General features: G+C 46.9%; 12 protein-coding genes. 2 read left to right on the top strand and 10 right to left on the bottom strand.

Annotated features, from left to right (window positions below; genetic code table 11):
• Positions 1-293 precede the first annotated feature (293 nt).
• Together cysK and QUB08_RS30010 are read right to left on the bottom strand one after the other, a co-directional pair.
• Positions 294-1,274 carry a cysteine synthase A gene (cysK, locus tag QUB08_RS30015; RefSeq protein WP_333229713.1) on the bottom strand — a complete coding sequence of 327 codons (981 nt, stop codon included), beginning with the start codon at positions 1,272-1,274 and terminating at the stop codon, positions 294-296.
• An 18-nt stretch (positions 1,275-1,292) separates the two neighbouring features.
• On the bottom strand, positions 1,293-1,730 hold the full coding sequence (locus QUB08_RS30010) for an Rrf2 family transcriptional regulator (RefSeq protein ID WP_333122066.1): 438 nt from the start codon (positions 1,728-1,730) through the stop codon (positions 1,293-1,295).
• Positions 1,731-1,840: 110 nt separating this feature from the next.
• Between QUB08_RS30010 and QUB08_RS30005 the strand changes: the two genes are divergently transcribed.
• Entirely contained in the window at positions 1,841-2,074 is a 234-nt protein-coding gene (locus tag QUB08_RS30005) for a hypothetical protein (RefSeq protein ID WP_333229711.1), read from the top strand.
• A gap of 8 nt (positions 2,075-2,082) precedes the next feature.
• Here QUB08_RS30005 and QUB08_RS30000 read toward each other — a convergent pair whose 3' ends face one another.
• The 6 genes from QUB08_RS30000 to QUB08_RS29975 form a co-directional block, all read right to left on the bottom strand.
• Positions 2,083-2,208, bottom strand: coding sequence for a hypothetical protein (locus QUB08_RS30000; RefSeq protein ID WP_333229709.1), 126 nt, complete (start codon positions 2,206-2,208; stop codon positions 2,083-2,085).
• 204 nt (positions 2,209-2,412) lie between these two features.
• On the bottom strand, positions 2,413-2,997 hold the full coding sequence (locus QUB08_RS29995; RefSeq protein ID WP_333229707.1) for a Crp/Fnr family transcriptional regulator: 585 nt from the start codon (positions 2,995-2,997) through the stop codon (positions 2,413-2,415).
• Positions 2,998-3,084: 87 nt separating this feature from the next.
• The gene (gene cysE / locus QUB08_RS29990) at positions 3,085-3,816 is read right to left on the bottom strand and encodes a serine O-acetyltransferase (protein ID WP_445300970.1); all 732 of its coding nucleotides are present in this window, start codon (positions 3,814-3,816) and stop codon (positions 3,085-3,087) included.
• A gap of 157 nt (positions 3,817-3,973) precedes the next feature.
• The gene (locus tag QUB08_RS29985) at positions 3,974-5,917 is read right to left on the bottom strand and encodes an ATP-binding protein (RefSeq protein ID WP_333229704.1); all 1,944 of its coding nucleotides are present in this window, start codon (positions 5,915-5,917) and stop codon (positions 3,974-3,976) included.
• A 179-nt stretch (positions 5,918-6,096) separates the two neighbouring features.
• Positions 6,097-7,128, bottom strand: a complete 1,032-nt coding sequence (locus tag QUB08_RS29980) for a sulfate/molybdate ABC transporter ATP-binding protein (RefSeq protein WP_333229702.1) — start codon at positions 7,126-7,128, stop codon at positions 6,097-6,099.
• A 172-nt stretch (positions 7,129-7,300) separates the two neighbouring features.
• Positions 7,301-7,525: a hypothetical protein gene (locus tag QUB08_RS29975; RefSeq protein WP_333229700.1), complete on the bottom strand. Its 225-nt coding sequence runs from the start codon at positions 7,523-7,525 to the stop codon at positions 7,301-7,303.
• 123 nt (positions 7,526-7,648) lie between these two features.
• Here QUB08_RS29975 and gltD point away from each other — a divergent pair, with 123 nt between their 5' ends.
• Entirely contained in the window at positions 7,649-9,133 is a 1,485-nt protein-coding gene (gene gltD, locus QUB08_RS29970; protein WP_333229698.1) for a glutamate synthase small subunit, read from the top strand.
• Between the two features lie 348 nt (positions 9,134-9,481).
• Here gltD and priA read toward each other — a convergent pair whose 3' ends face one another.
• Both priA and QUB08_RS29960 read right to left on the bottom strand, forming a co-directional pair.
• Entirely contained in the window at positions 9,482-12,067 is a 2,586-nt protein-coding gene (gene priA / locus QUB08_RS29965; protein ID WP_333229696.1) for a primosomal protein N', read from the bottom strand.
• Between the two features lie 79 nt (positions 12,068-12,146).
• Positions 12,147-13,217 carry an ATP-binding protein gene (locus tag QUB08_RS29960; protein ID WP_333229694.1) on the bottom strand — a complete coding sequence of 357 codons (1,071 nt, stop codon included), beginning with the start codon at positions 13,215-13,217 and terminating at the stop codon, positions 12,147-12,149.
• Positions 13,218-13,585 lie beyond the last annotated feature (368 nt).

The raw sequence follows: 13,585 nt of genomic DNA, 5'->3' as shown, positions 1-13,585 counted from the left end.
ATTTGACTGCCGATAGCGGTGGCTATTCCTCAAAACACTACTACTATTCTCCCGGCAATTTAGATGCGTTTGCCCTGGGTCAGGAGTATTGCTGTCAAAAAATATGCGCTTTCGGTGCAGTCCGGCAGGGGTTTAAACCCCTGCCTCAAAGCTGAAGTCCTCTGAAGAGGACTAATGAGTTAATAGTCCTCTTCAGAGGACTTTCGCTTTGAGCCAGGGAATTAATTCCCTGGCGGTCTTTCGGGTTAAGCTGATAGCAATGTCGCAGTAATGACGCTCGCCCCTACTACAATTTAATAATTGCTGACTAATGATTCGAGTTCGCGGATAGTCGGCAACTCTAAATCTTTGAACAAGGCTGTACTGAGGTAGCGTTCGCCATATGAAGGCTGCACAAAAACTATCAATTTTCCAGCATTTTCGGGCCGCTTGCCGACTTGAATTGCGGCACACAAAGCGGCGCCTGCTGAGATTCCTGACAACAATCCTTCTTCTCTGGCTAGTCGGCGACTGTAGGCGATCGCATCTGCGTCGCTAACTGCGATCGTTTCATCAATTAACTCTGGTTTCAAAACTTCCGGGATGAATCCTGCACCAATCCCTTGAATTTTGTGAGCACCAGATTTTCCTCCAGAAAGCACGGGGCTGCTGGCGGGTTCAACTGCGATCGCCTTAAAACTCGGTTTCCGCTGTTTAATTACCTCAGCAACTCCAGTAATCGTACCGCCGGTGCCAACTCCAGCAACTAAAAAATCTACTTTACCCTCTGTATCTTCCCAAATTTCCTCGGCCGTCGTTGCCCGGTGAATTTTTGGATTAGCGGGGTTGCGAAACTGTTGCAGCATGAAAGCATTGGGGGTTTCTTCTACAATTTCTTCCGCACGGGCGATCGCGCTTAACATCCCTTCATGTCCGGGCGTCAATTCCAACTGAGCTCCGTAAGCTTTCAGCATCGATCGGCGTTCGGTGCTCATCGTATCCGGCATAGTTAAAATCAGACTGTACCCTTTCGCCGCCGCGATCATTGCCAAAGCAATTCCAGTATTGCCTGAAGTCGGTTCAACTAAAATAGTTTTTCCCGGTTGAATTAACCCCGCATCTTCTGCTGCCTGAATCATGCTCGCTGCAATCCGATCTTTCACCGAAGCAGCCGGATTCATCCCTTCCAATTTTGCCACAATTTGAGCAACTACTCCTTCGGCTTGGGGAATTTTATTGAGCTGAACTAAAGGAGTTCTGCCAATTATTCCTGTAACATCCTTAGCAATTCTCATGGCTGAATTTCTCTCCCCTTAAATGTAGTACATGGGATGTGCTTGTTTGCGAACATCCCGCTGTTCGCACAAATCTTGTAATGTGTATTTCCCCAAAACAGCCCAAGATGCCTGTTGAGCTTCCTGCCAGATTTCTAGCACCGCAGTTTTTTCTATTGTTACAGATTCCGAAACTTTTTGAGTCTGACCGCTGCCGTCACCTTCGAGTGTCGAAAACACCTCTAGCAAAGTAATCTGCCAAGGCTCTTTCGCCAGCAAATAACCGCCTTTAGCACCCCGCAAACTCTGGACAATACTTGCACGCCTCAGCACGGCAAGAATTTGGTCTAGATAGCGTTCCGGTATGTCTTGAGAAGCAGTAAGTTCGTTTACTGTTAGGGGCGAATCCTTCGGGTAGTGGCTCGCCAGTTCCAAGAGGGCTAACAGGGCATATTGTACTCTAGAAGATAGTTCCACATTCCCCACTGGCGATCGAGTTTAAATTGTACATTATATCATAGTACACAATTCCGGTAGATGTACAGGTGTTAGTATATTTTTATTACAAAAACGGTTGGAGAAATCCCGTGAGCAACGTAAATTTAGGTTTAAGCTGTCGGCACTGTCGGTATTACGAGCAGCACGGACACAGGGGCGGAAACTGCCTGATGCTCGGCGTGGGGGTACAGGGTGGGTGGAAAGCTTGCCCCTTCTTGGTTCCGCCCTTTGCACCGTCTTGGGAACACCCAGAAGCGGGTAGATCAGGAAAGTCTCAAATGTTGCAGGGAGCGAGTATTTTAGAGGCAATACCGCCCCCTTGAAGTAACTGCTAAGTAGGTAGGCGGATATATGCTGTGTCATCGTTAAGTTGATTCATACTGAGAGATTGCACCATTGTCAGCAACAGGCAAGATGCCTGTTCCACAAAGAATAGATTTTCTTGTGGAACAGGCATCTTGCCTGTTCATAAAAGGTTAATTGAGAATGGTGCAACATATGAGTTCATACTCACCTACTTAAGGGCTGCCAACAGGTGCGAGATATCGCATCTGTTGGCAGTGAGAAGAAAGAAATCAATAGCAAGAAAAAAGCAAGTGCGATCGTCACCCTTGCTTTTGAACTTATTGACCACTGGATGATAAAATTTAATAAACGCCAATTATATTTCGTAGTGCCACACCTCGGAAGGTTGTAGAATAATCCGGTGGAGCGGCAGACGATCGATCAAGCCTTGCTGCTCAAAATGACCGAGGGTGCGAGTGACAGTTACGCGACTTGTACCGATGATTTCTGCAATATCCTGATGCGTTAAAATCATATCGATTAGATGTCCTTGCTCTACCTCAGAACCAAACCTCTTAGCCAGCCAAGTTAATAGTTGATAGAGCATAAAATCAACTCTTTTGTAACCTCGCATTACCATAAAGTCTTCAGCCTGCTGAATGTGAGTGAGCAAAATATCTCTATTTAGCCAGCGCTCGCCACATAGTAAAATGGCCTCCACTTTAGTGAGGCATTCAATTTGAAAAGGATCGCATTTTGATATCGGTTTGCCGATCGTATCACCAGGTCCCCACAATCCCAAGGTGATAATTGTGCCATCTTCAAGCCACGTTACAGTTCGCACTACTCCAGTTTCAATTCGCCACAGAGCATTGCTTCTGTTGGGCAAGTGCGAGCGGCGAGGAAATATATGTCTGCTCGTTTCATCAAAAGTTTTAGTGGAAAGAGAAGCAATAGTCATAGCCAGTTACTGAAAGAATAAAAGTTAGTTTGTCCAATGGCAGCAGGATTGTGTGGCTGGCAAAAATCTATATTAATTAAAGCTTTACTAGATTCCTGCACCGTCTAAAAACTGTGTAATGAATAAATCAGAAGACAGAAATAATTCATGTTTTTCGACTTCTGCTGGCTCTGATTCAGTTGTTTTGAGCGGAGATAATTGAGATTTTAAAAAAGCAACCTGCTCTTCTAAATCCTTAATTCTATCGAACAAAGCTCGAATCGCTTGAGCTTCCAAATCCGGTAGACCTTGAGAATTTAGAGCATCTTCCACCTGCTTTTTCCGAGAGATAATGCGACCGGGAATTCCCACAACTGTGCAATCGCTAGGGACATCCCGCAGCACGACCGAACCCGCACCAATCCGAACATTATTGCCAATTTGAATATTGCCTAAAACTTTAGCACCGGCTCCTACCACTACATTTTCTCCCAGCGTTGGATGCCGTTTTCCTATTTCTTTGCCCGTGCCGCCAATGGTCGCTCCTTGATAAATTACAGCATAATCTCCAACGATCGCAGTTTCGCCAATTACCACCCCCATGCCGTGGTCGATAAACACGCCCCTACCAATTTTCGCACCTGGGTGGATCTCAATACCTGTTAAAAACCGACTCAGTTGGGAAATCAAGCGCGGGACAAACGGCAAGCCAGCGGAATAAAGCCAGTTTGCTGTCCGGTGCAAAAAAAGTGCTTGCAGTCCGGGATAGCAAAATAATACTTCCAGCCAGTTGCGCGCCGCGGGGTCGCGTTCGTAAATAATTTGCAAGTCACTGAACATATTTAGTCTCGCCGTGTTTGGGTTATACAGTATCGGCAGTGCCCACGGTTTAAACTGCATAAAGCAGTATTGGTTGTGGCATTATTACATATAATACTATAACCCGACCGAATTACAGTAGTTAATGGGAAAAAAATTTTTCCTTCCCCAGCCCTTTCTAAGCTGCCTCCGATATTTTCCGCGAAACAAACGGTACAGCTTGTCTGACTTCTTGCCGCAGCGGAATCTCGATCGAGAATTCCGTCCCCAATCCCGGTGTCGAATCGCAGCGCAGCGTACCCTTGTGCTTTTCTACGACAATTTTATAGCTGATTGACAGTCCCAATCCCGTCCCTTTTCCGATCGGTTTAGTTGTAAAGAACGGGTCAAACAGGCGTTTTTTGACATTTTCTGGCATACCGGGGCCGTTGTCAGATATCCGCACAATTATTTTGTCGGTACTTGAATATTCTGTGGTTATGGCGATCGCGATCGGATTAGCTTTCGCTGCTTCGGGCCCGCGATCGAGGTTGTAACTATCGAGGGCGTCGATCGCATTAGCCAGAATATTCATAAACACCTGATTTAATTGTCCGGCATAGCACTCTACTAAAGGTAAATTGCTGTAGTTTTTAACAATCTCGATCGCCGGGCGATCGGCTGTAGATTTCAGGCGACCTTGCAGAATTAGCAGAGTGCTATCAATGCCTTCATGGATGTTGACAGGTTTCATTTCGCTTTCGTCTAAGCGAGAGAAATTCCGCAAAGATTGAACTATTTGAACAATGCGATCGGCTCCTATTTTCATCGAAGACAGCAGTTGTGGCAAATCTTTGCTGAGAAAGTCAAAGTCAATCTTTTCTAAATACTCGGAAATTTCCGATGGAGGGTGTAAATATTGTTTTTGGTAGAGCTTTACCAAGCCTAACAAATCGCTAGTGTATGCCCTGGCGTGGTGGATATTGCCGTAAATAAAATTAATAGGATTATTAACTTCGTGGGCGACACCAGCAACTAATAAACCCAAACTAGACATTTTTTCCTGCTGAATCAGTTGAGCTTGAGTTTGTTGCAACTCTTGCAAAGTTTGCTCTAACTGTTGAGATTTCGCCGTGCGTTCTGCTGCGATTTTTTCAATTTTTTCGGTATAAGTTAACAAGCTCATCAGGTAAAGGCTCGCCACCAAAGTTAAGATTGTCCCAAAAATTAAAACAGTCAAAGAACGCCAAAATTTTAGAGGATTAATGTACTCTGGCGTTAGCCGTAATTGCAGCAACCACCTGCGATTTTCAATATTGAGAATGCGGGTGCAACTGCTGCCATCCGGGCAGTAAGCTCTTTCCCCAATTTGGATGTTATTTTTAATTTTTTCATCGGTAATTATCCTTTTTGTCTTGGCTTCATAAAACGCAAGAAATCTTTCGGCTTCAGGAGCCATAGCATCTTGAAGATAAACGTTAACAAAGTTGAGGTTAGTTTCCTGTAAAGCCGATTTGACAATAGCATCAACTAGCAAAACGCCAAAAGTAAAACCTTTCAATTTTTTTGGTGGCAGAGTAGGTGAATTCTGCGGCAATTCGGCGCCATCGTCAGCCGAATTTAGAGCAAAAATTGGCATGAAGACGAAGACGGTGGGTTGATTTTGTGAAGACCATTTTTGGCGCTCAGTCGCGGTTATTTCTTGTCTTTTTGTGGCTTTTTCTAACGCTCCCCGATTGGCAGTTAAATCTAAACTTAAATCTATTTCATCAGTCAGGAATTGCGGAGAGTCAGAAATACGGGGCAGCCAAGCGATCGCCTTCAGGCTCGGATGGCGGTACAGGGCAGTACCAACAAATGTATTAATTTCTGGTTTTTTTACGCCGTCAAATACGCTGTAAAATGCTCCAGCAGCCCGAATTATTTCTAAATTGCCGCTAACATCTCTCTGAATGTCTGTAGCTATTTTGTCCAGTCGCTCTTGCAGTTCGGCTTGCATGGATTTGTATTCCCAATTGTACGCAACTGAAGAGGCGATCGCAGACAGTCCCAATCCTGCACAAAGTGTTAATCCTGCCTGGATGTGGCGGCGATAACCAAGTAAAGCCCTAGTTCCTAAGTTCAACCATTTGTTAGCATTCATATTCTTAGCTGACCTTTTTTTATCGTTCCCAGTCACAGCTTGGGAATGAATTTCAGGAGGAAGCACCTCCCATTTACAGCCACGAGACAGCATTACCAGGCACGAGCCTGGTAACGACGGGGGAGCAGTGTTTTGTAAAAGCTCCCCGATAGTATTTTGAGTAAGATGCAGCCGCTGATTTAAATTGAATAAGCAGGGAAAGTCATTGCGTGTTTGGGCTTGACGTAAACCTGCTGATCTCGCGTTAACTGTAGAGAATCGAAGCGCTCGCGACTCACGTAAGCTGTTACTACCTGCTCTGATTCTAATACTAACTCGGTTTGTATTTCCCGCCCTAAATGAATGATGCGACTGACTTTTGCTAATGAAAAACCAGACTCCGGCTTAGTTTTAATTTCCACGTCGTGGGGGCGCAAAAACACTACGTCCGAATGAGCGGCGCCATTATGGCGAGGCGTTGTGGCGTTGCTGGCGAACAAACCCGCAGTATTCGACAGCACATTGACCGGCCCAATAAAACTCATCACAAAAGCTGACGCCGGTTTGTCGTAAATTTCAGCAGGAGTGCCAATTTGTTCGACTCTACCTTTGTTCATTACCACAATTTCATCGGCTACTTCCATAGCTTCTTCTTGGTCGTGAGTCACAAAAACTGTGGTGATGTTAACTTCTTTGTGAAGGTTGTGCAGCCACGATCGCAATTCTTTGCGGACTTTAGCATCTAATGCTCCAAAAGGTTCGTCTAGCAGCAGCACTTTTGGTTGAACTGCTAGAGCTCTGGCCAAAGCCACCCGCTGCCGCTGGCCCCCGGAAAGTTGCGAAGGATAGCGATCGCCCAAACCTGTCAACTGCACTAAATCCAACAGTTCATCAACCCGCCTGCGAATAGAGTCTTTAGGAACTTTGCGAATTTCCATCGCAAAAGCAATATTTTTCCGAATGCTCATGTGTTTGAATAAAGCGTAGTGCTGAAACACAAAACCGATATGCCGTTCCTGCACCGACTGCTGAGTAGCATCCTCGCCGATCAAGTAAATATGACCCGTGTCCGGCGGTTCGAGTCCGGCAATCATCCTCAGCAGAGTCGATTTCCCCGAACCGGAAGGCCCTAAAAGCGCGACTAGAGAGCCGTTTTTTATTTTCAAACTCACGTTGTCAATGGCGTGGAAGGAGCCGAAGTGTTTCGATACGTTCTCAATTGTAATGCTCATGACTTTGTGTACCTATTTTAGGAGTTGATGGTATTAACTCCACATATCTGACCGATTTACAGTAGTATATCCTGAAATTAATATTTGGCAAGGCCTGTAACTTTTTGTATTGTATTTCGAGCCCTCCTGATGGGGACGGCGCTTGAAAGTAGACGCTGGCGGGCCGTCTGAGTTAACCCGCAAGGGTTTCCAGATGTGGCTGTAGCCGTAAATGCGATCGTCGGAGAATAAGCCATGCTGAAATTACGCAGAAACTGGGTTTGAGGGACGAAAATACTGCATCATCACCTTTAAAACCTTTAATCCCCGTAAAAAACCCAATTTCTTTGCGGTCGATATATCTATATTTTACCGCTGCCGACAATTCCCCGACTCCCGGCGATATTAAAGATTTCATGTACAAATTGCTCAATCTGAACTGCGATCGCCCACAATTTATATGACAATAGTTAGTTCAGAAGCATACAGGCTTCAGCTTTGACAAACTACCAGAATAGTAAATTCTAACCAGAACACCACTATGGGAAAACCAACAGGCTTTATCGAATTCTTGCGCGAATTACCCTCCGAGCTCTCACCAGTCGAGAGAGTCCACAACTGGGACGAGTTTCACCTACCGATGGATGAGGACAAACTCCGCACCCAAGGCGCGCGCTGCATGGACTGCGGCATTCCGTTTTGCCACACGGGCACAATTATCAGCGGCATGGCAAGCGGCTGCCCGATTAACAACCTCATCCCCGAATGGAACGACCTAGTATATCGCGGACTCTGGAAAGAGGCCCTAGACAGACTCCACAAAACGAACAACTTCCCGGAATTCACCGGCCGCGTCTGTCCCGCACCCTGCGAAGGCGCTTGCGTGCTCGGCATCAACAACCCGCCAGTCACGATTAAAAACATCGAAGCCTCGATTATCGACAAAGGCTGGGATGAAGGCTGGATTACTGCGGAACCGCCAGCCAAACGCACCGGCAAAAAAATCGCCGTCATCGGTTCCGGGCCCGCCGGTTTGTCCGCCGCCGCGCAACTCAATAAAGCCGGTCATTGGGTAACAGTATACGAAAGAGCCGATCGACCAGGCGGCCTGCTAATGTATGGCATCCCCAACATGAAGCTAGACAAAGAACAAGTCGTAATGCGCCGCCTGAAAGTCCTCGAAGAGGAAGGCGTGACATTCGTCTGCAACACCGAAGTCGGCAAAGACTTACCAGCCGAACAACTGCTAAAAGAATACGACTCCGTTGTGCTCTGTACCGGCGCCACCAAACCCCGCGACTTGGGCATCCCCGGCCGGGAATTAACAGGGGTGCACTTCGCAATGGACTTTTTGACTGCGAACACCAAAGCAGTTTTAGACAAGAGTACAAACGGCAACTTCATCTCTGCAGAAGGCAAAGATATCGTGATCATCGGCGGCGGCGACACCGGCACCGACTGCGTGGGCACCTCCATCCGCCACGGCTGCAAAAGCCTGGTACAGCTAGAAATCCTGCCCAAACCGCCATCGGAACGGGCGGCCAACAATCCCTGGCCGGAATGGCCAAAAGTCTACCGCCTCGACTACGGCCAAGAAGAAGCAGCAGCCAAATTCGGCGACGACCCCCGCGGCTATCTCACCACGGCGACAAAGTTCGAGGGCGACGAAAACGGCAATGTCAAAGCCGTGCACACCGTTGAGGTGGAGTGGGCGAAAAACGAGAAAGGGCAGTTTATTCCGAAGCAAATCCCGGGCACGGAAAAAGTGTTGCCGGCGCAGCTTGTGTTGCTAGCGATGGGCTTCCTCGGCCCGGAACAGCCCTTGCTGGATGCGCTGGGATTGGAACGCGACGCCCGCAGCAATGTGAAAGCCGAGCACGAAAAATATACAACCAGCATTCCGGGAGTTTTCGCGGCTGGTGACTGTCGCCGGGGACAAAGTTTGGTTGTTTGGGCGATTAACGAAGGGCGCGGCGTGGCGCGGGAGTGCGACCTTTATCTGATGGGCGAGACAGATTTGCCTTAGTTTGTAGGATTTACAGTAGGGACACGGCAGTGCTCATTGGTGTCAACTTAAGCTTTTAGTCCATCAGTCCTCCCGCCTACCCGGCAGTCCGCCAGGGAATGAATTCCCTGTCTAATAGCTAAAGTCCTCTGAAGAGGACTAATGAGTTTACAAGTCTTTTTCTCAGTCCTCTTAAGAGGACTTTCGCTTTGAGGCAGGGGTTTCAACCCCTGCCGGACTGAGGGTTTAACGCCCTTGTTGACACGATCGAGGACACGGCAGTGCCGTTTCCCTACCCCAAAATAATCGTAGGGGCGGTGCCCCCGTGCCCGCCCTCTCCTGTGCCCGATCGCATTTCTCCACAACCAATCAACCAAAATTCAACGGATCGACATCAATAATTAAACTAACAGAACGCGGCGTGCGTGAAGCGAAGCTATCCCGAAGGGAATCGCGCAACCCGATCAAATCCGACAAATCCACCGACTCATCCAAAGGCAACTTCAGCAAAATCTGCCATCGATACCGATTTGCCACCCGCATAATCGCCGCAGGTGCAGGCCCCAACAACTCACATCCCGGTACAGACAATCGATCGATATACTCCTGACAAACAGACGCCAATTGTACCGCCGCCACCGCCACTTCTGCCGCATCTACACTACTCAATCGCAACAAAATCAGCCGCCCCGAAGGTGGATAATTCAGCGCCGCCCTTTCCGCCAATTCCGTCTCCACAAAACCTGCATATTCGTGCCGCCTCACTGCTTGAATAACCCGGTGTTCGGGAGTGTAAGTTTGAATAATTACGCGCCCCGGATCGTCGCCTCTGCCCGCACGGCCCGCCACTTGAGTTAATGTTTGAAAAGCTCGTTCGCTGGCCCGATAATCTGATAAGTTCAGCAACCCGTCAGCAGACACAACTCCCACTAATGTGACTCCAGCTAAATCTAATCCTTTCGTCAGCATTTGCGTACCCAACAAAATGTCAGCTTCCCCATTGGCAAATTGCGTTAACAATCTGCGGTGGTCGCCCTTATTTCTAGTAGTATCGCTGTCAAACCGAATTGCCCGCAATTCTGGAAACAATCTCGTTAATTCCTGTTCGACTCGTTGAGTGCCACTACCAAAGTTTTTGAAGTAAGGAGAACTGCATTCCGGGCAGTTTTGGGGGTGTCGTTCCGTGTGATTGCAGTAGTGACAGCGCAATATTTCTGCTGTTCCTTCGCCGACGTGGTGATAAGACAGGGAAACATCGCAGTTCGGGCATTCCATCACATAGCCGCAACTTCGACAAGAGACAAAGGTACTGTGTCCTCTTCTGTGAATAAATAGAATACCTTGCTGTTGTCTTGCTTGCAATTGTTCCAGCGCATTTTGCAGGGAAGCGCTGAAAATCGAGCGGTTTCCTTGCCGCAATTCTTGGCGCATATCGACTACTTCCACAGGCGGCATAGGGCGGGAATAAATGCGATCGGGCAATGATAAATAATGGATAGTTGGTAACGAGTAATAATCTCGGCGCGTCCCCACCAAAGTCTCTAAAGCTGGCGTTGCGGAACCTAAAATTAAGGGACAATTTTCTAATTCGGCGCGCCATTTGGCAACGGTGCGGGCGTGGTAGCAGGGGGCTGGTTGGTCTTGTTTGAAGCTGCTGTCGTGTTCTTCATCGAGGATAATTAAGCCGAGGTGAGGTAAAGGTGCGAAAATGGCCGATCGCGTGCCGATGACAATTTGCGGTGTTCCAGTCAGCATCTGACGCCATGTATCGTAACGTTCGCCGTCGGATAGGCCGCTGTGGTAGACGCAAATTTGCTCCCCAAAACGGGCGCGGAATCGATCGGTAAGTTGCGGTGTGAGGCCGATTTCGGGAACGAGTACGAGGGCGGATTTGCCGCTGGCTAAGATTGGGGCGATCGCCTGCAAATACACTTCGGTTTTCCCGGAACCTGTAACGCCGTGCAGCAGCACTTGACGAAATCCCGAAAAAGAGTTAATAAACCCTAAAGCTTCAGCTTGAAAATGAGTTAAAGTTTTGGGTGAATCGGGCAATTGAGCAATGCCGCGATCGCCCCTGAGCACTTCCCTTTGATCTATAACAACACAGCCTTTTTCTTCTATTTTTTTGACAACCGAAGAACTTGCGCTGCAAATTCTCAGTAAATCATTCATCCACATTTCACCGCCACCCCGGCGCAACACTTCCAATACTTCTTGTTGGCGCTTGGTTAAATCTGTGACAAATGCACTAGCAATTAATGTCACGGCAGGTTTAAGTTGTGGTTTGGGAGGATGGGGCGGTTCTAAATAACTTTCTACCCAACCGCGTTTCAATAAATCTCGCAATCCCCGATAGCTTCCCTTGACTTGCCCCTGGAGATATTTCCAAGTGTAATCGCCGTTTTTTTGAGATTGCAGCAATTGCAAAATTTGATTGGCTGCGGGATTGAGAAATGTTTCGGCATTCGGAGAAATTGCGTCCTTAATTAAGCGAATTCGGCGCACGGAACGGCTTAACAAACCGGGCGGCAGCGAGGCTCTAATTACTTGAATTAAAGGTGTGCAATAATAGGTGGCAGTGCGATCGAGCAATTCCCAGTAAGTCGGTGGGAAAAAACCCGCACTTACCACATCTTCGACATCTTTAACCCTTGTGGGATCTAAGTCGGGCGGCAGTTGAGAAATGAATCGAATCGCGATCGCGCCTACCTGTTGACTGCCAAAGGGTACACTCAAAATATCCCCTGGTTGCACGGTAAGTTCCGCAGGTAAGCGATAAGTAAATAATTTGTTTTCCTCCCCAGGAGAGTCCCCCGCACTCCTAAAAGGAGAGTCCACCAACACCTCGATCCACTCTGCCCGCACGGTGGGGCGCTGTGGCGGTTCGCTGCTGCCGTAGGATGCCCCGGCCTCTGCCGCTATAGGGGTTGACAAACCAAAAGTGACAGTAGACATAGGGTTGCACATCAAACTAGGAGGAGCCGCAGTCAAAGGGAGTTTTCATTATCCCTCAGTTTAGCTCGATCGATCGATCTTAGCTGCGGAAATTGGCGATCGGAATCTCGATCACCAATTCAGTCCCTTCTCCAATTGCGGAGATGCACTCCAACCTCCCGCCGTGTTTGTCCACAACAATCTGATAGCTAATTGACAATCCCAAACCCGTCCCGTGACCAACTTGTTTGGTGGTGAAAAACGGATCAAAGATTTTCGCTTTTACAGATTCATTCATTCCCCGACCATTATCTTTGATGCTAATTCTTGCCCAATTTTCGGAAATAATAGAAGTAGTAATTACCATCTGGATAGGGTTGGCTTCTATCTCGTCCATTGAAGAGTTTTGCTCTCGCTCCCGCAGGGCATCAACACCATTATTAATGATGTTCATAAACACCTGATTTAATTGCCCAGCATAACACTCTATCTTGGGCAAATATCCATAATTTTTAATAAGTTTTATAGCCGAATGACCGGGTTTTTCTTTAGTTAAGTGCTGCAAAATTAACAATGTGCTGTCAATTCCTTCGTGAATGTTAACTGGTTTCTTTTCACCTTCATCTACCCGCGCAAAGTTGCGTAAAGTCAACACAATTTCGCGGATGCGCTCGGAGCCCACTTTCATTGACGAAAGAGTTTTCAACAAATCTTCGCGCAAAAAGTCGATGTCAATTTTTTCCAGAAAATCTTCAATCTCTGCATCTGTTTCGGGATACCTATCCTGGTACATTGCTAGCAATGTTAAAATGTCGCCAGCGTAATCATTGACATAGGTAATATTGCCGTAGATGAAGTTGACGGGATTGTTGATTTCGTGGGCAATACCAGCTACCAAAATGCCCAAAGCCGACATTTTTTCGGCTTCGATTAATTTGATATGCGTTGTTTGCTGGTTTAAGAGAGCTTTTTCTAGTGTAGATATTCTTGCTTTTAAAATATTTTCGGAATCTCTAAATTCCTCAGTGAGCTTTTTTAGCAAAGATTCTTTTTTTTGATTAAGGGCTTGTAATTGGCTGCGTTCGGTTTCCGATTTTTCTAGTTTTTCCCGCAGGCTTCGATTTTCCTTGTCCAAACTTTTAATTCTCTTGTCCCAGTCTGTTGGTTCCATCGGCTATTATTTTGAACCTAAAAATAGTGTCAGAACAGTTTTATGAGGAAATTTAGTTTCACCCTTTACCTAGTTAGAATCTCGGCGCACATCGCCTAGCTAATTGTGTCCGAAACTTTCAACACTTCCTTTATTTTGGTCTGTCTGAAAATCTTATCTAATCTACATTCAAAATGTCAAGATATTAATAACAAGTCTGGTTAAAACCGATCGCTACTTTTATTCGCCGCTCTCGCATTTGCGGGGTTTTCATCCGATTATTGATAAATAAGCAGGCCGATCGCAAACTTATAACCCACATTCCGCAGGTCTTTAAATAGAATTGATGGTTATAAAATTTAAAAATTCAAGCCTGAAGAGATTACTGG

The sequence above is a fragment of the Microcoleus sp. BR0-C5 genome (assembly GCF_036705045.1).
Classification (GTDB): Bacteria; Cyanobacteriota; Cyanobacteriia; order Cyanobacteriales; family Microcoleaceae; genus Microcoleus.
The sequence above is the reverse complement of the archived record's forward strand: the minus strand, read 5'-3'. Positions and strand labels throughout refer to the sequence as shown.